This is a genomic window from Bacillus sp. AK128, from assembly GCF_053903075.1.
Map to the genome: position 1 here is coordinate 3024984 of NZ_CP096379.1, position 20205 is coordinate 3045188.

Sequence of the window (20205 nt, forward strand, 5' to 3'; positions counted from 1 at the left end):
TCTCAAAAAACAGAACATATTTAAAAATATATCGGATTTCGAAGTAAATTTCCAGTATTTTGTGATTTTTTTAAAAACATTTTTAAATCAACCTCTTCGTTTAATTCATCCAAAGAATTATGTTACACTTTTTATAGGTTTATTATATAAGTTTAACAACACACTAATGTGGGTATATAAAGAATGGACTTATTTTATAAACTGTCGATTTAATTTAGAAAGGATTGTTATTTATCATGGATTTTAACCTGAACAACATTGATTGGGCTGGTCTTTTAGTTGGGGCTGGAACGATTATCTTGAAGCTAGTAGGAATTATTATTATTTTTCTAATTGTAAAGGGAATTGGTTCTGCTCTAATTAAACGCTCTTTCAAAAGAATTACTGAACGAGATAATATATCAATTGGGCGATCAAAAACGCTTCAAAGTCTTACCTTAAACCTATTTTCTTACATACTTATCTTTATCTTTGTAGTTATGGTATTTGAGATTTTTGAGTATGATGCAAAAGCTTTAATTGCTGGAGCAGGGGTAGTTGGATTAGCGATTGGGTTTGGTGCCCAAGGTCTTGTAAGTGATATCGTAACAGGATTCTTCCTCCTTTTAGAAAAGCAAATTGATGTGGATGACTATGTAACAACAGCAGGATTCTCTGGAATTGTAGAATCAGTTGGACTTCGAACGACCCAGATTAGAGGATTTGACGGTACATTGCATTATCTTCCAAATAGACAAATTTCAAGTTTAAGTAATCACTCAAGAGGAAATATGAGAGCCCTAGTGGATATAGGTATTTCTTATGATGATGATATTGACCATGCTATTTCAGTACTGCAAGAAGCTTGTGATCGGATTGCTGCAGAGGATGAAAGTATTAAAGAAGGTCCAAATGTTCTAGGTGTACAGACACTAGGAGCTTCAGATGTTGTAATCCGTATTTTAGCGAAAACTGACAATATGGGACAGTGGGCTGTTGAAAGAAAGCTTCGAAAGGCATTAAAAGAAGCACTAGATGCAAATGGTATTGAAATCCCATTCCCTCATCAAGTGTTTATAGAAAAGGGTAATTCTCCAGAAACACAAAACTAGATCAAGATGGTGATCTAGTTCTATTAAAATAAAGCCTAACAACTAGGGTGAAAATACAGCCTTTATAAAAAAAGGAACAGCTAAATCGGCTGTTCCTTTTTACTTATCGATTTAACTTTTCTTCAACTTTTTGAGCAATTTCGTCCGCAGTTAATCCGGATGCTTCAATAACCGCGCCAGCAGTAACGGTATTACTAATACCCATTACGTTAGAATCTTGACCCGTTACAACACAGCAATCGCAGCCCTTTGCATCGTTCTCGTTGCGTAAATCTACAATCTCATACCCTTTTCCTTCTAGAGCTTGTCTTACATCACTTAATGATTGTTCAATACCTACCTTAGCCATTTCCATCCACCTCCTCAAGAGTAATTTGCAACAATTCCTAGAAATTTATTCTAATCCGTAAAAGTTTTTGTTCAGTTCTTTTTATGATAAAAACAAAGTATCTATTTAATGCAAAAATTCTCACCTACACTACCCAACAGGAAAATACTATTTATACAAAAGGCTATGTTAAAGATTGTTGTTGATTTCCGTTCCAGGATACTCGCTTTCCGCACTTGCACAGGATGTGCTGGCTTCTGCGTTGCTCACAGGACGTGAGCGACCTTTGCAGAAGTTCCATCGATTCTCGCCTGTGGGGTCTCCTTCACCACGCTTCTCCCGAGAAAAAGCTCTTTCCTTTTTCCTTGCAGGAGTCTCGCATCCTTCCACTTCAATCAACTCTGCTAAAAATCAACATTGTACTTTAACAGAGTCATACAAAAAAACAAGACCCGACATCGGCCTTGTTAACTTAATTTAATTCAGTTTAACTATTCTTACTCTTCCATCTTAGGTAGTTTGACACAACCTCAATAGCAGTTCCTATAGCCTTTTCATTCGGTGTTAGTTTTGAATGATGTAAGCCATATTCTGAATCCACTCCCAACCAAAACATAAAACCAGGTATATCCTTAATCATATAACCAAAGTCCTCACCAGTCATGGCTTCTCTACATTCAACAAGATTAGCATCAGTCTGTTGATCAACATAATTCATGAATTCCCTAGTTATTTCATGATGATTGTAAACCTGATGGTACATGGAACCATAATCAATGGTTGCCTTGCAGGCATAGCCTACTTCAATTCCGCCTACCATTGCCTGAATTCGTTCCTTTACTTTGCTCATCGATTGCACGGATAGCGTTCTAATCGTTCCTTCAAGACGAGCCCTTTCAGCAATAATGTTTTGAACTGTTCCACCCGTAATCTTTCCAACTGTAATGACCGCACTATCAAGGGGATCAACATTTCTAGCAATAATTGATTGAAGCTGGGTCACAAGTGAACAAGCTGCGACGATCATGTCATTTGTTTGATGTGGAAATGCTGCATGTCCTCCTTTACCGACTAAATCAATAAATAACTCGGAGGTGTTAGCAAAAAGGAGACCTTCCTTAGTCGCAATTGTACCAACTGGATGCTCGGGTGCAATATGCAGGCCGATAATAAAGTTTGGCTGCCACTCCTTAAAAATTTCCGATTGAATCATAGGTTCAGCACCACCTGGACCTTCTTCAGCAGGCTGAAACATAAATAACACATCATCTTTGATTGGCTCATTTACTAATGCAGTGATAATCCCGAGTGCAATACTCATATGTACATCATGGCCGCAGGCATGCATGTTCCCAGCATGTAAGGATTGATAGGGAAGGTTCGTTTCTTCGGTGATAGGAAGTCCGTCAATATCTGTTCGATATCCAATAATCTGACTTGGATTGGTCCCTTTAATCTTAGCAAAAACTCCTGTTTTCCAAGTCTTTATTTCTAAGCGATTTGCTGGTAATCGTTGCAAATAGTCTAATAGATAGGCTTGAGTCTTGAATTCTTGATAACCCAATTCAGGAATTTTATGAAGCTCCCTACGGATCTCTACAAAAGGCTGGTAATTCATTCCGGTCTCTTCCCCTTTAACATTTATATATAGTTAAAGCGCGGAGCATCATCCGCGCTTTTAACTTACTTTCTTATAACTGTCTTAGCTCTTGTTTAATCTCAGTCTTAGATTTAGTTTTCTCATCGATTTCTTTAATTACTTTTGCTGGTGTTCCGGCAACTACTGTATATGGAGGAACATCCTCAATAACGATTGCTCCAGCAGCTACAACAGCACCTTTACCAACTGTAATTCCTTCAAGAATTACTGCGTTCGCACCCACTACAACATCATCTTCTACAACAACCGGCTTGGCTGATGGTGGTTCAATTACTCCTGCAAGAACAGACCCTGCACCAATATGACAGTTCTTTCCTACTGTAGCACGTCCACCTAGGACAACACCCATATCAATCATTGTACCTTCTCCAACTACTGCACCAATGTTAATTAGAGCACCCATCATAATAACGGCATTGTCACCGATTTCTACTTGATCACGAATGATTGCACCTGGCTCAATTCGTGCTTTGATTCCTTTTAAGTCCAGTAATGGAATCGCTGAGTTACGACGATCATTTTCTACTACATAATCCTCTAACTGGCCACCATAGTTTTCGATAACTGTCTGAATTTCACTCCACTCACCGAATAACACACCAGTATTTCCATTGATAAATGATTTAGTATTTGCTCCCCAATTAATTCCTTCTAAGTTTCCTTTAACATAAACTTTAACAGGAGTTTTCTTTTCGCTTTTTTGAATAAACGAAATTATCTCATTAGCGTCCATCATTTTCATTATGTATTGCCTCCTAAATTGTAAAAATCTCTTTATTTCTTTACTGTATCAAACCATTCTCAAGATGACAAGCGATACACAACATGTACACAAAAGCGTCAATTATTTTCCTTAATAATTTCCATAAACGCATCAACCTGTTTCAACTGAAATGCCGACTCATACCCTAATAACCATGTGTCACGTTTTGCTGGTAAACCAGTTTCGTCGAACAATGGTATTTTATAAACAGCAGGGTCATTCTCATGAAATGTGATGGAAGGAAGAATCGCATAACCTATGCCATGAAAAGCCATCTGTTTACAAGTTTCAATCTGATCTACTACAATCGTACGTTTCGGAGGATGATCGAATTGACGGTGCCACCAATCCTGTATCTCCTGGTAATAAGTAGAATCACTTTTAAATTGAATAAAGGGACGTTCTGTCGACCGAAGCTCATCCAAGCTTTTGATCTCAGTATCTACTAAATATAAAGTGTCTGCTAAAATATGATGCTTTATACCTTTCCAATCGGGGGTGCCTCTAATAATTCCGATATGAACCTGTCCTTCATAAAGGTGCTTAAGGATTTCACTACTCCATCCTGTAATAAGAGATATTTTAGCATGAGGATATCTTTGGACAAATTGTTTTAAAACATTAGGGAGCCAATGTTGACCGATAATGGAAGCGACCGCGAGCTTTAATGTCCCATGGACCTTTGTATTTAAAGAATAAATTTCCTCTTTAACCCTTTCCTCCTTTAAAACCACTTCTTTTGCATACTCGATGATTTTTTCGCCAGCAGGTGTGAGAGTTAAACCCTTTTGTGACCTAATAAAGATTTTTGTATCCCATCCTTTTTCAATCGATTGAAGTCTTTGACTTAAAGCAGGTTGTGACACAAATAGTTTTTCTGCTGCCTTTCTCATATTCATTTCCTCTGCCAATGTGACAAGTAACCTACACTCTGAAGTTTGCATCCTTCATCCCCATTTCAAGCGATAAGTTTTTATTATATTATATGTTAAAAAAAATGAAATTTCATTATCGCTTTGTATTCATTACTATAAAAAGGAGGAATAATTTTCCTTTATTACCCGTTTTAATTTTAAGGTGGCGAAAAACTTGGAAACTTTAATTTTAATTATCATTGGTTTTTTTGGTACGTTTATTGGGACTTTAGCTGGTGGTGGTGGTCTAATCAGTTTGCCTTGTATGCTTTTACTTGGTGTACCAATCCATTCCGCAATTGCAGCTAATAAGTTTTCTAATACTTGTAGCTCATTATCAAGTTTTTTAGTTTTGCTGAAGAAACGAAATATTAAATTAAAAACAGCTTTATTGATCGCTCCCTTTGGGCTTGCAGGAGGAATAACAGGTGGATTCATTGCCACTTCATTGAAAGAGGAAACAATGATGATTTTGGCTATTTTTTTACTTACTTTCGCCCTGGTCTTAACCTTTATTAAAAAGCCAAAGCAAACCAAAACAGAACATCAATACGTTCCTACAAAAGTTTTTCCACTTCTTTATGGAATCGGTATGTATGATGGGATGTTTGGCCCTGGCCAAGCCACCTTACAAATGTATACGTATCTTTACAATGGGTTCTCTTATCTCGCCTCGATGGCACTTACAAGAATGCTAACCTTTTTAAGTTGTCTAGGAGCATTCAGTACTTATTTGCTAACAGGTCACCTTGATTGGAGCGTTGCACTTAGTTTAATGGTTGGTTCATTAATAGGTGCCCAGGTTTCAGTAAGAGTGGCAGATAAACTCAACTCCACACACCTTCAACTTATTTTACGAGTCATTACCGTTTTATTAATGATTCAACTGACTATTAATTTATCATTTTAAAAAATCACTCTGTTAAAAGTGGAGTGTTGATTTTTAGCAGAGTTGATTGTAGTGGAAGGACGCGAGACTCCTGCAAGGAAAAAGGAAAGAGCTTTTTCTCGGGAGCAGCGTGTCAGGTGAGACCCCGCAGGCGTATGCTGAGGCTAGTTGCAGTGCCCAGCCCCTCTGGGTCAAATAACCCTACATCAAGTAAAGGGAAAAAGCACCCTTTTCTTGATGTAGGAACATTTGCCGGTCGGGGCTAATCGGGGCACTTCCGCTTTTCAATGAGGAGGCGCACCGCACGCCCCGCGGAAAGCGAGTGTCCTGTAACGAAAATCAACAACACAGTTTAACACAAGATAAAAATAAGGAGACTAAAAAATGAAAATTTCTTTTAAAAGATTAGATCACGTACAAATATGTATTCCTTTCGGTCAAGAAGATCAAGCGAGAGCCTTCTATACAAACATCTTAGGTTTAATAGAAATAGAAAAGCCTGAATCACTTAAGGCTAACGGTGGACTATGGTATAAAATCGGGGATATTGAACTCCATATCGGGGCTGAAGAAATGGGAGAATTCAAGAGTAAAAGGCATCCTGCTTTTCAAATTGAAGAATTAATTAAGGTAAGAAATTATTTAGAAGAGTCAGGGATTAAAACATACGATGAAAAACCAATTCCTTTTATTGAACGTTTTTCATTTTTTGATCCCTTTGGAAACAGAATTGAATTTTTACAAAGGGATATCAATTTATAAAAGGAAAAGAAAAGGGCCCGAGAAGTATCTCGAGTCCTTTTTCACTCCTAATATTAATGGCTATTCTCATGTTTTGGCAAAAACAAGACGAGGATGAAGCTAATGATAGCAAATAAAAGCACTACCCAATAAACACTATGAAGAGAAATCGTTAATCCATCTTGAAGAACAGAACGCACGGACTCAGAAAGCTGGTTTCTTTGCTTTTCATTAAGGAGAATGTTCGTCGTGTCAACATTAACATTTTCGTCAATTCCCTGATCCTTAATGTATGTTAGTAAGCGACTATTTAAAATTCCACCTAATAACGCTGCCCCTATCGTACTCCCTAGTGTCCTCATGAACATATTAGCGGCAGTTGCAATTCCTCGTTGCTTCCACTCCACGGTACTTTGAATAGAGACGATAAAAGAAGTGGTTGTAAAGCCCATACCAACCCCTATTAAGAATGAAGCAAACGCTGCCCATAGAGGTCCAGAGGCAGGCGTCATCATTATAAATATAATCGATCCAAGTATTAAGCTAACCCCACCAATGATGGAAGTTGTTCTAAAGCCAATCTTAAGGAGCAATCGCCCCGCAATAGTTGCTGCGATCGGCCAACCAATGGACATTGTCGTCAAGGTGAATCCGGCAACAATCGGTGACCGCTCCATTACTCCTTGTACGAACGCAGGTAAAAAGCTTGATATGCCAATTAGCATGACACCTGTTGTTAAGGATGCCAAATTGGCTATTAAAATTGAACGTTCTCTCCAAATCGAAAAAGGCATCATTGGATCTTTTGCTCGCTTTTCCTGAAGATAGAAGAGGAGAATCATGAGAATAGACAAGCCCGATAAAAATAAAATGGGCATAGAAAACCAATCCCAACGAACTCCCCCTTCAACTAAGACAATCATTAGTACACTTACACCGATAAATAATAAACCTGCGCCTAGAAAATCAATATTATGCTTTTTCTTTTCAATTCCTTCATGAAGATAAAGACCTAAAACAACCATAGCTAATATTCCTAATGGTACGTTCAGCCAAAAAACATATTTCCAATTAGCAAATTGAACAAGTAACCCACCAATCGCAGGACCTAATATAGCAGAAATCCCCCATACGCTTGATAAGTAACCCTGAATTTTGGCGCGTTCTTCCTTTGTATATAAGTCACCTACGATTGTTGAAGCGATTGGCATAACAGCACCTGCTCCAAATCCCTGAATAAACCTAAAGACAATCAACATTTCCATTGACGTCGCAAACCCGCATAATATGGATCCAATTAAAAAGATGATAATTCCTATATTTAAAACCGGCTTTCGACCAAACAGATCAGATAGCTTTCCATAAATCAAAACCGTAACAGCATTCATTAATAAATAGGAGGAGAAAACCCAGCTATAGAGAGAAAAATTACCTAAATCAGCTGCAATTGCTGGCATTGCTGTAGATACTATGGTCGCCTCAATTGCTGCCATGAACATGGCCAGCATTACAGCAGCCAACACGAAGGGTCGATTAGTTTTTTTTCCCTTTGCAGTATGTACATAGCTTTTTACAGCTTCCGTCATCACATTACCTCCTTTTTTAAGCCATAAATATAGATTCACTAAATGGAAAAAGTGTTGACCATGTATGGCCAACACCGAGTTATTGCTTATGAATAAGTTTTTGAATATGCTGATTCAATCTTTTTAAAATGACTCTTCTAGTTAGGATTCCCTCAAATACACCTTCATCATTCTCCACACAAACAAACGGGTGATCAATCACTAGTTGTAGACCTTTATTAACAGAGTCATTAATATTGAGTCTTGGTATATTTGTATTCATTACCTCTTCAACCTTCATTGTTTCTAAACGCTCAAATTCTATTCTTTCTAATCCAAGGGTGGTATCTAAAATCAGGGCAGTACTGATTAACCCATGCAGATGATACGTTGGGTCTAGTACAGGAATTGCTGAATAACCTGATTTCACTAATACTAATAATGCATGTTCCAAACCATTTCCTAACTGTACATGAGCTACCTTATCTGAAGAAATAATAAGTTCCTTAATTGTTGCTTCTACAAACTCTTCACGCTGAAGACTAATCATATCTATTTCCCCTTAATTAAGTTTTTCACTACTTATATATATGTAATCGCTAACTATATTGTCTAGTGAAACCCAATCTTCATTCTACCATACTTTTATACCTATAAAACATGAAAAAAGAAACCAATATGGTTTCCTTTAGTGAAAAATTATTTAGTATATCGATTAGCGTAGCTAGAGGCTGCATATGAATCAGGTTTGATGATTGGTTCAATACCCATGGATATAATTCTACTTGTCATTTCCTGAATTAAGTCTTTGGTAACTCCCTTTCTGCCAATATCTAAATGGATCTCAAACCGAAAGTCTGCCCCTTCATCAGCAAAAGGTAGTAATATTTCTGTCATTTCGTTAAAATGCTCAGTCGAAAACATACTAGCTAATTCCTGAGAATAAGCAGTTTCTAGTGAGATCTTCTCTCGAACGCTTCTTATTTCACGAGGTATGATAATATGCCGCAAACATCCCCATGCTCCTCTTCCCACTCGATGAATATGAATGGCTGAAATAAATTTCGTTTCATTTAGATGAACTTGTGAGTCGGTACCAATCGAAAGGTGATACATCGATGAAGGCTCTAACTTCATGAACCTTAGGATTTTAGAAAAGACTCGCTCAAATGTCATGTTGTTTTCGGTAATGTTTTGAAACAACATTTGATCACTCATGCGTTCACTCCTTAATATTCTCTCAAATCTTTGGCTCTGAGCAGCATGTATTAAGAATGATTGATCTTTTCTTTAAACGAACGCTTCTGCAATTAGCTCCTCACTATAGTGTATACAAGAGGGCTTGTCAGCTTGTTAACTATTTAACCTTTACTCGTAATAATATTTTTCTTCGTATAGGCACAATTAGGACAAGTAAAAATTACATTTTGGTTAGATTGTGAAGTTAGTACTTCATCGATTGATTTTCTTGATAGACATTTTGGACAAATGACGTAGGGTGTATCCATGAGAGACCTCCTTTAATGGATTAAGTCGAAGATTTCAATGGCTGCCATATCAATATTATCGAATTGGTATTTCTTCGGTTTTTCTCCTTGCTGATAAACCTCAATTTCGAACGTCTCTGTTTTTGGAAAGAATGTTACACTACATCTTCTTTCTCCATCAACCTCGAAAAAACGTTGTGCAGGATCACCATGATCCTGAGTTTCTGTAAGACTTGTTAACCTTTGAATGATACCTTGTAATTTTGACAACTTTATTCCCCCTTTTAGATGACGTGCTTATAATGTGAATTGGCACACATGAACACTTATAGATATATTTTACCTCTACTTTTAGGATAAACAATGATAACTTTTCTATCCACAATTAGGCTCAAATTGTAATTCTATAGCAATTTTTCACAAAAGGAAAGGAAAGATTCACGAATCTTTCCTTTAATAACTTAATGTTGAGGATGTGAGGTGGGTGTAGATCCCTCTCTCATTGGTTAAATTCTGATATAGTAGATGATACGGAACCAACTGAAATAATGGAGCAATAGGTTGTGATAACTTAGAGATTTGTTTAGATTTTATAATCGGTTTGATTGAACCAAGTGCCATTCCATTGACTCTTTCTACATTTAATTTTTGTTGGACAAATGAATCATTTTTTGAAGAACTGGATGTTTGATTATATTCCTCTATATCTTTTGCATCTTTTACCTCATCAGGTACGGTTTCTTCAAATGAAATAGCTGATATTCTCCAGTGATCTTTTATAAGACGAATGGTAACAATGTCATATTGTGATTCATAAAAGACAGGACCTGTTCCAGAAGATTTTTCATATACATATATGGTATCTAGTTTTTTATTTACAACTATATTGGTGTCATCCGAATAAGAATAATCCGGAATAATATAAGTTGAAAAGTCAGTTCCGTAAAACATATAGCCATCTTCTTCTTCAAACATGTGCTCATTCATCAATTCTTCTGCAAAATCTTCTGTCATATATTTCGTCAATTTCAACCGTGCTTCTTCCCATGAATGATAGCGTTCAGTTAAAGAATATTCTGTTTCGTAGGTTTCTTGTAAAAGTTTTTGGACTCCTTGCTTGTCCAATAATTTAGTTGTTGAAGCATCTACTGGATGATGACATACAGATACAAGTAATAAAGTAAAGACAACCATAAATAGACGATTATAACGACGAATCATTTTTACATCACCCCAATACATGTTTGTAATTGTCATTGTATCAATGTTTTTTGTGTTTATGAGTACTATTCGTTCGTAAAATATTGTCATAGTTAGACAGTCTTTTTACTCTTATTACATCAATTCCCTATCAATCCCTAAAAAAAACAATAATCAACAGAAAAGTTATATGTAAACGAAAGTTTTGTTTAAAAAAAGGGGTTCTTGTCATTAAAAAAAAGGCTCTGTTAAAGTTTGTTGTTGATTTCCGTTCCAGGACACTCGCTTTCCGTGGGCGGGTTCGGGAGCCTCCTCGGCGTTCCCGCCTGCGGGGTCTCCTTCACCACGCTTCTCCCACAGGAGTCTCGCGTCCTTCCACTTCAATCAACTCTGCTAAAAATCAACACTGTACTTTAACACAGCTAAAAAAAAATAAGATCACAACGATTGTTGTAATCTTACCAGCTTGAAGATACTGCATAGTAAATAATAAAACCAATTACGAGTACGGCACCTATTAAGTAAGTTAAAAAAATTGGGTTTCTTGTGTAAGGATGAGCTTGAACCTTTGGATTAATTTCAGTGTCATACCCATTAGATTGGTACTTTGTATTCTTTGATATATTCCAGGTATAAAAGAACCCGATAACTAAAACCAATAAAGCTAACGCTGAAAGCACAATATCTAACATTGTCATAAACATACCCCCAGATTTCAGTGTTATCGTTATCGTTTCACAAATCAATGGGGGTTATTCAGGCTATAAAATTGCATTCTGTTCATACAAATATTCATAAGTTAAATCAATAAATAAAAATTGGGACTGGTCAATTGGATATGAAAAGGTTCTAATCATATCTCCTGTCTCAATATCACTATATAAGTCAGATAAAATGCCTCTACCTTCTAATTTCATTTTCATAATATTTTCCAAAAAGTAGGGTCTCCAGCTCCAATTTTTATCATAGTAAGATGGAAGTAATTCCCACCCATTTCTTGTTTTTATGTGGTTGGCAGATTGTTGAAAACCATCTTCGTCACAAATATAGATACGAAAACTGTAGTCAGACAATTCATTTGAAATGAGCTTTATGAGTTCATCACCTTTAGTTTCTTTCTTATCCTTTACTAAAGCTTGCTTGACCGCTTGTTGAATCGTAGCGGAAAGCTGGTAAATATTTTGTATTTTTCTTTTTTCATGTTCGATAAATTGTTGTATTTCCTGTTTAAGTTTAGATTTACGTAGGAACTCATCAATAAAGGTTTCATTAGGCTCTTGTAGGTAGAACCCTTGATAATACCTTCCACCATTCCTCCAGGCATATTGAAGTTGATATAAGGTTTCAATTTCCTCATAAAGTAACGCCGCTCCAATCTTTCTGGCTAATAAAGAAAGAGAGTATAAAACATCCTGGTAGCTTGCCAATCCATTTGTTTTTCTTAACATATGAAGATCCACTTTAAGTATATCAGGTGCAATTAAACCAATCCGATCTAGGTTACCAGCACCATTTCCAACATTATCCACAGCTACTTTAATCCCGTATGTTCGATAATAAGTGAGCAGATGATTTAATCGCTCAATATCGCCGGTAAAATCATGCTCGGTAATTTCTAAGACCAGATGATCTAGTAGAAATCCTTTTTCCTGATAAGACAATAACAATTCTAATAAGGCTGTACCATGATCGCTCATTAATAAATTCGGGTTTCGATTTATAAATATGTAAGGAGTTGTATCTGACTCAAGCCAGTAATCCAGGGCCTTACTTACAATTAAGTCATCAACCTCAAGTCGATATTCGTCAGGAATCGTATGGTCACGAAAAAAAGGTCCAAGACTCTTCCACCCCTCATCCGTCTCAATACGCCCCAACACTTCGTAACCTATCACTTTTCTTTCATCAGCGTTAAAAATCGCTTGAAAATGTGGGGTTACCATAGACAAATTCGTTAAAATATCTAACGGATCCATTCCCCCATCTCCTATCTAACTTTTTGTATGATTATACCACGAAGAACCATTAATCTCTAAAATATTGTCACATAATACAACAATAATTTCCACTAATCCCCTTTAACCAATTAACGCATTGGGGGACAGGCCCCCAATGCGTTAATTGGTTAAAGTATTTTGTTTATTGGTTGGTTAGAAAGGACGTTTGTTAAGCCATTGTCCACCGTCCATGGTGATGCATTCTCCGTTTATATAACCTGCTTCGTCTGATAATAGGTAGTTGGCTAAACCGGCGATTTCCTCTGGGGTTCCAAGTCTTGCAAGTGGTACACTTTGAAGTGTACGCTTTGCTGCCTCGTCTGATTCCCATAAACGGTCTGCACCACCCGTACGTTCAATAGGGCCTGGAGCAATTGCATTTACACGAATACCATATTTACTTCCCCATTCTACAGCAAGCGTTCTAGTCATCGCCAATACTCCAGCTTTGGCACTAGCTGAATGGATTACTCCAGCACCTGCTCCCCAAGCATAGGTGGCTACCATATTAATGATGCTTCCTTTGATTCCTTTTTCAATCCAATACTTCCCAACATATGAGCTACAATAGAAGGTTCCATTTAAGACAATATCAATGACGGCTTTCCATCCATTTACCGAAAGTTCTTCTGCAGGGCAAATGAAATTACCCGCAGCATTATTCACTAAGTAATCAATCGTGCCAAAAGTTTCAGAGGTCTTTTCAACCATATGTACTACATGTTCAGGATTTCGAACATCCATTTGTACCGTCAATACCTGTCCTTCAAATGTTTCGATTTCTTTCTTTGTCTCTTCTAGCGTTTCAAGCGTACGGCCTGTAATAGCCACGTATGCCCCTTCTTGGGCAAAGCGCTTTGCCATAAACTTACCCATTCCATTTGAACCGCCTGTGACGATCACTACTTTCCCTTTCATTCTATCAATCTCCTTTTATGAAAACGTTTTATTTATTCATTGTATCACTAACTTATATGACAGAAAAATAAGATTAATAGAAAAAAACCAAAAAAATCTCCAATTTACTAAATTATTTGATAAAATAAATTTGATTGCCATGTTTTGGAGGTACGTACCTTGTCCCATCGAGTATTAATTAACAGAGAACCTGATATTCTAACAGCTATTTCTTTAGCATATCAAGAGATGTCTGACACTCCCTATTCTATCTTAGAAAAACAACAAATTATTGTGACGATTTCAGAACTCTGTAAAAACATAATCTATCACTCCCATAGCCCTGGATATGTATTAATTGAAAAGCTAAGTATAGGGATGCGCATTACAGCCGTCGATTTTGGCATTGGGATTTCTTCCATTGAAAATGTTTTTAATGGTATTAAAAATCCTGAATCAAAAGGATTAGGCCTTGGTATAATGGGAGTTAAAAAAATGATGGATTCATTTGAAATCGATTCACAGGTACAAGGAGGGACAAAAGTAATTGTTGAAAAATGGTATAGTCGAATCCCTTCCAAATAGTTTACATAGCTTGAATGATGAAAAAGCAAGGAATGATCGACTTATTTCAATCGGACAGGTCTCTGCCGGAATCGCTCATGAAGTTAGGAACCCTCTAACCTCTGTAAAGGGATTTCTTCAGTTGCTCCAAGAGGAGAAGGACTCTCCCTATCTAGATATTGCAATGGATGAGCTAGAAAGAGCACTGAGCACTCTTAACAACCTCTTACAGGTTTCAAAGCCTGATTTAGAAGCAGAACCTTATAAGTATATATCGATAGGGACTGAACTTGAGTCAATTTTATCTTTATTTCAAGAGCAAATGTACCGAATCACACTTGTAAAAAGCATTAATGACTATCAAGTAAAAATATATGGTCAAAAGAATGCTTTAAAGAAAGCTTTTTTTAATCTTTTGAAGAATGCCTTTGAAGCCATGCTAGACCAAGGCGAGCTTCGAATCACTCAATTTGTGAAAGATGAATTCATACATATTATTATTCAAGATAACGGAACAGGCATTCCAAAGGACAAGCTTGATTTATTAGGTACACCCTTTTTCACAACAAAAGAAAACGGTACTGGGATGGGTCTTACGCAGGTGTTTACAACTTTTCATAAACATGGTGCAAAGGTAAATATAACAAGCGAAGAAGGGGTTGGGACTACATTTAATATCCTTTTCCCCATACAGAATGTGAAGGAAGTGAAAATTGAAAAGATGAACCAATTACAAATTAGAGAAGATCAAAGCTTTAAGGAATTTTTATACCTAAACCAAGAAGCATTTGATCGAATTCTTCATGACCGAACGAAAAATGTCTTTTTACATTTAAAGAATTCTTCTATTAGAGAACAATCTATGTTTGAAATAGCAAAAAAAATCATAAGTCTGATTGATCAGGATGCTGAACATGAGCTTATTGAACTTGCAAAAAACCAGGGAATTACATGGGCAAAAAACGAGGTTGCTTCCATCATTAAGCTCGAGTGGTTCCAGGAATTAAGGAGTATCTATTGGGACTTTATGTACCATTACTTTCAAAATATCTCCATCAGTATTGAAGAGTTTTTTACTTTTGAAAAGAAAACCAATCATTATGTAGATACATATCTAAATAACTTTATTGTCAATTATACTGACTATCATAATAAGATCCTTCAATCTCAACGCGAGGTTATTGAAGAACTATCTGTTCCAATCATTCCACTTACTGATAAAATTGCTATCTTACCTATTGTTGGAACAATGGATACTTATCGTGCAAAACGATTACAAGAAAAATCTCTATCACATATTGAAAAAGAACGACTTAAAAAGATGATCATTGATTTGTCTGGAGTGGCCTACATGGACACAGCAGTTGTCAGTCATTTATTCAAGATCGTTGAAGGTTTTGCTCTCCTAGGTTGTGACGCGGTGGTGACAGGAATACGATCAGAGGTTGCCAATACGATGATTGAACTTGGTGTCACCTTTAGTAACCGAATTGAAACAAAGGCAGATTTAAAACAAACACTAGAAGAGCTTAAAATTATATAGTTTAGAAAGAGGCTGGGACATAAGTATTTCAGCCTACGATAAACCCGAACTATTAGGTGGTATTGATGTTTCTTCACCTACTAGTTCGGGTTTTTATTTGTTACTTTCAATTTTTAAATACTATTTTTTAACCTAGTGGAATGGAGCGAAAGACACTCGACTCCTGCAAGGAAAAAGGAAAGAGCTTTTTCTACGGAAGTAGAGGAAAGGCTGAGACCCCGCAGGCGTAGACGAGGAGGTAGGTTTTTTCACGCTAGTGAAAATAACCTTCTTACACTCCCCGCGGAAAGCGAGTGTCTGAAGCGCAATGGAACAACCTTGTTCTTCCAGCTTAACTGGTTATTAAGTAACAAAGTAACAAAACAGTAATATTTTTGATAGGTAGACGAATTTAGAGATTATTCGGCTTTGAGACTGGTGTACTAGGTTTTGTCCCAGCCTCTTTTCTTTTTGCTCATCATATAGATGTATCCATGTTATAATTTCATTACTAGTGATAAAGAATCGTATTAACAGACATTAAATAGATAGGTTGGTTTTAAGATGAGTGAGCAGTATACACGGAGAGGATTTTTAAAGAGAGCATTTGGATATTCGATTGGGACAATCATGACCCTTACATTTGGGTATACTTATGCGAGATATATAGAACCGAATCAGTTGGAAACAACTCGTTTTACTCTAAAATCTCCATTGATCCCTAAGGAGTTTAATGGTATTCGAATTTTACAATTTAGCGACACCCATATTGGTCATTATTACGAAATGGAAAAATTCTCAAAGCTCATTGATCAAATAAATAAAGAAGAAGCTGATTTGGTTTTCTTTACAGGAGATTTAATTGACGCACCTGATACATACCCATCTCCAGCGGAGTTAATCCCTTTACTATCAAGTATTAAGGCACCATTAGGTAAATTCTCGATCTATGGAAATCACGATCATGGTGGTTATGGTACAGAGTCTTATAAACAAATCATGGAACAGTCTGGATTCAATCTACTCATGAACTCTTCAACCTCTATTACTATATTAGGTGAGTCAATTACCGTTGCTGGTTTAGATGATTATATGTTAGGTCGGCCAGATTTTGAACAGACACTTCGAACGGTCCCACAAGATACATATACGATTCTGCTAGCTCATGAACCAGATGTCGCCAAAATAAGTCACTCTTATCCGGTTCAACTGCAACTATCTGGTCATAGTCATGGGGGACAGGTTAAGGTTCCATTCTTAGGAGCAATTGTTACGCCTCCGTTCGCTTCTGAATATGTGGAAGGCTTATATGAGGTCGGTGATGTGCCATTAACTCTTTATGTAAATCGCGGACTCGGGACGACGAGAGTTCCATTTCGCTTCTTATCCAAACCGGAGCTTACTATATTTACATTAAACAGTATTAAGTAATAAATACTCCTTTTTGTACAAAAAGAACTCGTCCTTTTGACGAGTTCTTTCTTTTGAGGAAATCAATAAGATCCTCACTTTAAAAATTCTTGTTCAATTTGTGAAGCAGGGATTGGTTTACTAAATAAATAGCCTTGCCCTTTCTCACATTCCATTATTCTTAACAACTCAGCTTGTTCCTCTAATTCGACTCCCTCAGCTACTACATTGAATCCAAGACTGTGGGCCATATGGATAATTGTCTTAGTAATTGCAGCATCCTTTTCGTCTGTTAAGACGTCTCGTACAAAGGATTGATCAATTTTAAGTGTATTAAGAGGAAACCTTTTTAGATAGCTAAGAGATGAATAGCCGGTACCAAAATCATCAACAGATATTTGCACACCAATCTCTTTTAATCTATTTAATATTTTTATCGTTTCTTTTGTATCCTGCATGGCACCTTCAGTAATCTCTATCTCTAACTGAGATGGATTAATGTCATTGATCTGAATGGCATTTTTTATATACTCTACAATATTCGGTTGCTGAAATTGTCTTGCTGATAAGTTAATAGCAACTGAAATATTAGTATAGCCCTTGCTACGCCATTTTCGCAGTTGATCACACACTTCAGTAATTACCCATTCACCAATCGGAATGATTAGCCCTGTTTCTTCAGCAAGTGGAATAAAGTCAGCTGGGGATACGAATCCGAGTAAGCCACAATCCCACCTTAGAAGTGCCTCGTAACTATAAACCTCACCCGTAAACAAATCAACTTGTGGTTGATAATATAAAAGCAATTCATCCTTCTCAATGGCTCTTCGCAAGCATGTCTCAAGAAGCATGGTTTGGGAATCATCCTTTTGCATGTCATTTGAGTAAAACTGGAAGTGTCCTCTACCTCTTTCCTTCACACGATACAATGCAGTATCAGCACTCTTTATTAATGTTTCCTCATCCTGACCATCATGCGGGTACATACTAATCCCTACACTTGGGGTGACATAGAATTCTTGTGAAGTAAGCAAGAAAGGTACCTGAAACAGTGAAAGAACCTGTTCAGCAATTTTATGGGTTTGACATCGATTGGTGTCTTCTATAATAAGTATAAATTCATCGCCACCTTGACGATAAACGGTGATCGTCGTACTTTGTAGCGAAGAAAGACGTTGAGCCACTTCCTTAAGTAGTAGATCTCCAACATAATGTCCCATACTGTCGTTTAAAAACTTAAATCGATCTAGATCTAAATACATCAATCCGAACACTTGCTTATGCTTTTTAGAGTTCAATACTACGTTGTGGATATCCTCTTTTAACGAACTCCTATTTGGTAAGCCAGTTAGATGATCGTGATAGGTTATAAACTTCATGACTTCATTACTACGAATTTGTTCAGTAATATCACGCATGATAATATAGACACCTTTTATCTCTACATTGACAACAATAGGTATCATTTTCAAATGTACATCAATAATATTTCCTGACTTGTGAATCATTTGGCACGTAATATTATCTTTTGTTTTGCCTTCAAGTGTATCATAGAATAATTGGTCAATTTTTTTTACATACTCATGCACTACTAAAGAAGTTAGTAATAAATGCTGTAATTCTTTCTCCGTATATCCAGTAATCGAATAGGTTGAAGGATTGGCGTTAAGTATAACTCTACTTTCATTAACTGAAAAAACCGCATCCATATTATGATCCATTAAAGACTTATATCGTTGCTGACTTTCTAAAAGTCTAAACTGTTCTTTCATTTTATCGGTAATATCTCTTGTAACACTGACTACATAACGACATTGTCCTTCATCGTCATAGATTGGTGTTAAGATTGATTCACTGTAGACCTCTTCCCCATCAATCTTCACTGTATCTTGAAAAACAAGCGGTTGACCATACTTTACTGCTTTTTCATAGTACTTTTGAAGATGATTAGCGAAATCTGTTGGGATAACCTCATGTATAGATAGTCCCATGCTGTCCTCAGTGATGTTTGCTCGTTTGAAAGCTGCTTTATTTGCATACACATACCGGAAGATACTTCCATTTTCTACTTTCATCAAATAAACGAGATCACTTACAACATTAAGGATAATCTCATTTATTATTTGAGCCATTCTATTTGAATAATCTCTATCTTTAATATCCCCAAGCTCAAGTTGAAGGTGGTTATTAATCCGGTTCATTTTGGTATCGCATCCTCAAGGTAAAATAAGCGCAACTAGTTGGTTTTAATAGAATTAGAGATTATGAACGTTATGTTCATCTGCTAACTATAATAAAAAAAATCTTTTTACGACAAGAACTGACATACTGCCATTATAACAGCTAATTTGCTAAAAAAGAAGTCTACTATTAATATGTAATCGTCTTCCTCTGAATTTATTTCAGCAATAAATAGCTAAATAAGAAAGAGCATGTGGTTAGAAGGATCATGCTTGTTGAATATAGAAAAAATAGTTTCCATTTGTTCTCTCTGATTAGACGCACACAGTCTAATGAAAACGTAGAATAGGTGGTGAATGCCCCTATAATTCCAATCGTAATGCCTGTTGTTAGTGTGTTAGATGCTGGCTCATTCAATAAACCTAATATAACCCCAAGTAAAAAGGAACCCATCACGTTAATGACAAGAGTAGCGGTATATGATCCGAAATTGGATAACTTTTTTGTAATGAGCACTGTCATTAAGTACCGAACTAGAGCACCTATTGATCCACCAATACATACATAGAAAAGAGTCATGCCCGGTCCAACCTTTCTTTTCTATCCAATAATAATGTAGCTAATTTGATTCCCACTATGGTTAAGAAAATGCCCATAAGCCAGGTACCTAATAAATAAAAAACAAGTAACAATATTTGACCGCTCTCACCTAATTGTACTAATTCACCTGAAAAGGCAGACATCGTCGTGAAGCCTCCACAAAAACCTGTCCCTAATAATAACCAAAGTTCTCTTTGTTTCGATCTATTATTCAAAAATTCATAAAAGAGGCCGATTAATAAACACCCCAACATATTACAGAGGAATGTTCCTAATAATGAAAGGGGTATCGGTAGTGATAAGTATATTCCATACCTGGCTCCCGCTCCTATAAACCCTCCAATTGCTACATAAATACTACTAGAATTTTTCATAAAAACACCCTCTACTCTTCTG

The 20205-nt window shown here is 36.5% G+C and carries 22 protein-coding genes; 6 read left to right on the forward strand and 16 right to left on the reverse strand.

From position 1 onward, the window contains the following. The first annotated feature begins 236 nt into the window (after positions 1-236). Positions 237-1091 (forward strand): mechanosensitive ion channel family protein, encoded by an 855-nt coding sequence (locus M1D60_RS15130; protein ID WP_456275667.1) that lies wholly within the window; start codon positions 237-239, stop codon positions 1089-1091. 103 nt (positions 1092-1194) lie between these two features. On the opposite strand, the gene M1D60_RS15135 is transcribed toward M1D60_RS15130, so the two are convergent. The 4 genes from M1D60_RS15135 to M1D60_RS15150 all read right to left on the reverse strand — a co-directional run bounded on the left by M1D60_RS15135 (position 1195) and on the right by M1D60_RS15150 (position 4786). Further along, positions 1195-1440 carry a YkuS family protein gene (locus M1D60_RS15135; protein ID WP_456275668.1) on the reverse strand — a complete coding sequence of 82 codons (246 nt, stop codon included), beginning with the start codon at positions 1438-1440 and terminating at the stop codon, positions 1195-1197. 466 nt (positions 1441-1906) lie between these two features. Next, on the reverse strand, positions 1907-3037 hold the full coding sequence (locus tag M1D60_RS15140) for an N-acetyldiaminopimelate deacetylase (RefSeq protein WP_456275669.1): 1131 nt from the start codon (positions 3035-3037) through the stop codon (positions 1907-1909). Between the two features lie 73 nt (positions 3038-3110). Beyond that, positions 3111-3821 (reverse strand): 2,3,4,5-tetrahydropyridine-2,6-dicarboxylate N-acetyltransferase, encoded by a 711-nt coding sequence (gene dapD, locus M1D60_RS15145; RefSeq protein WP_456275670.1) that lies wholly within the window; start codon positions 3819-3821, stop codon positions 3111-3113. A 98-nt stretch (positions 3822-3919) separates the two neighbouring features. Continuing rightward, a complete protein-coding gene (locus M1D60_RS15150; protein ID WP_456275671.1) occupies positions 3920-4786 on the reverse strand; it encodes a LysR family transcriptional regulator in 867 nt (288 codons plus the stop codon). A 145-nt stretch (positions 4787-4931) separates the two neighbouring features. On the opposite strand from M1D60_RS15150, the gene M1D60_RS15155 reads away from it, so the two are divergent. Then, entirely contained in the window at positions 4932-5666 is a 735-nt protein-coding gene (locus M1D60_RS15155; RefSeq protein WP_456275672.1) for a sulfite exporter TauE/SafE family protein, read from the forward strand. 363 nt (positions 5667-6029) lie between these two features. Next, entirely contained in the window at positions 6030-6407 is a 378-nt protein-coding gene (locus M1D60_RS15160) for a VOC family protein (protein ID WP_456275673.1), read from the forward strand. A gap of 53 nt (positions 6408-6460) precedes the next feature. Here M1D60_RS15160 and M1D60_RS15165 read toward each other — a convergent pair whose 3' ends face one another. The 9 genes from M1D60_RS15165 to fadH form a co-directional block, all read right to left on the reverse strand. Further along, complete coding sequence (locus M1D60_RS15165) at positions 6461-7972, reverse strand: MDR family MFS transporter (protein ID WP_456275674.1); 1512 nt, start codon at positions 7970-7972, stop codon at positions 6461-6463. A gap of 79 nt (positions 7973-8051) precedes the next feature. Next, entirely contained in the window at positions 8052-8501 is a 450-nt protein-coding gene (gene cbpB / locus M1D60_RS15170; protein ID WP_456275675.1) for a cyclic-di-AMP-binding protein CbpB, read from the reverse strand. Positions 8502-8650: 149 nt separating this feature from the next. Beyond that, positions 8651-9169 (reverse strand): ribonuclease H-like YkuK family protein, encoded by a 519-nt coding sequence (locus tag M1D60_RS15175; protein ID WP_456275676.1) that lies wholly within the window; start codon positions 9167-9169, stop codon positions 8651-8653. 143 nt (positions 9170-9312) lie between these two features. Beyond that, positions 9313-9459 carry a hypothetical protein gene (locus M1D60_RS15180; protein ID WP_456275677.1) on the reverse strand — a complete coding sequence of 49 codons (147 nt, stop codon included), beginning with the start codon at positions 9457-9459 and terminating at the stop codon, positions 9313-9315. 12 nt (positions 9460-9471) lie between these two features. Next, complete coding sequence (locus M1D60_RS15185; protein WP_456275678.1) at positions 9472-9708, reverse strand: YkuJ family protein; 237 nt, start codon at positions 9706-9708, stop codon at positions 9472-9474. 183 nt (positions 9709-9891) lie between these two features. Further along, positions 9892-10659 carry a DUF3993 domain-containing protein gene (locus tag M1D60_RS15190; protein ID WP_456275679.1) on the reverse strand — a complete coding sequence of 256 codons (768 nt, stop codon included), beginning with the start codon at positions 10657-10659 and terminating at the stop codon, positions 9892-9894. 437 nt (positions 10660-11096) lie between these two features. Then, a complete protein-coding gene (locus tag M1D60_RS15195) occupies positions 11097-11336 on the reverse strand; it encodes a hypothetical protein (RefSeq protein ID WP_456275680.1) in 240 nt (79 codons plus the stop codon). A gap of 63 nt (positions 11337-11399) precedes the next feature. After that, positions 11400-12614: an EAL-associated domain-containing protein gene (locus M1D60_RS15200; protein ID WP_456275681.1), complete on the reverse strand. Its 1215-nt coding sequence runs from the start codon at positions 12612-12614 to the stop codon at positions 11400-11402. A gap of 174 nt (positions 12615-12788) precedes the next feature. Next, positions 12789-13553, reverse strand: coding sequence for a 2,4-dienoyl-CoA reductase (gene fadH, locus M1D60_RS15205; protein ID WP_456275682.1), 765 nt, complete (start codon positions 13551-13553; stop codon positions 12789-12791). Between the two features lie 159 nt (positions 13554-13712). Between fadH and M1D60_RS15210 the strand changes: the two genes are divergently transcribed. From M1D60_RS15210 to M1D60_RS15220, 3 genes are all read left to right on the forward strand, one after another. Beyond that, entirely contained in the window at positions 13713-14117 is a 405-nt protein-coding gene (locus M1D60_RS15210) for an ATP-binding protein (protein WP_456275683.1), read from the forward strand. Continuing rightward, entirely contained in the window at positions 14080-15639 is a 1560-nt protein-coding gene (locus M1D60_RS15215) for an ATP-binding protein (RefSeq protein WP_456275684.1), read from the forward strand. The genes M1D60_RS15210 and M1D60_RS15215 overlap by 38 nt, the downstream gene beginning before the upstream one ends. A gap of 543 nt (positions 15640-16182) precedes the next feature. Then, a complete protein-coding gene (locus tag M1D60_RS15220) occupies positions 16183-17049 on the forward strand; it encodes a metallophosphoesterase (protein ID WP_456275685.1) in 867 nt (288 codons plus the stop codon). Positions 17050-17123: 74 nt separating this feature from the next. On the opposite strand, the gene M1D60_RS15225 is transcribed toward M1D60_RS15220, so the two are convergent. From M1D60_RS15225 to M1D60_RS15235, 3 genes are all read right to left on the reverse strand, one after another. Further along, on the reverse strand, positions 17124-19229 hold the full coding sequence (locus M1D60_RS15225; protein WP_456275686.1) for a sensor domain-containing protein: 2106 nt from the start codon (positions 19227-19229) through the stop codon (positions 17124-17126). A gap of 196 nt (positions 19230-19425) precedes the next feature. Then, positions 19426-19788 (reverse strand): fluoride efflux transporter FluC, encoded by a 363-nt coding sequence (locus M1D60_RS15230; protein ID WP_456275687.1) that lies wholly within the window; start codon positions 19786-19788, stop codon positions 19426-19428. After that, positions 19785-20183, reverse strand: a complete 399-nt coding sequence (locus M1D60_RS15235; protein ID WP_456275688.1) for a fluoride efflux transporter FluC — start codon at positions 20181-20183, stop codon at positions 19785-19787. Before M1D60_RS15235 ends, M1D60_RS15230 begins: the two co-directional genes overlap by 4 nt. Between the last annotated feature and the right edge of the window lie 22 nt (positions 20184-20205).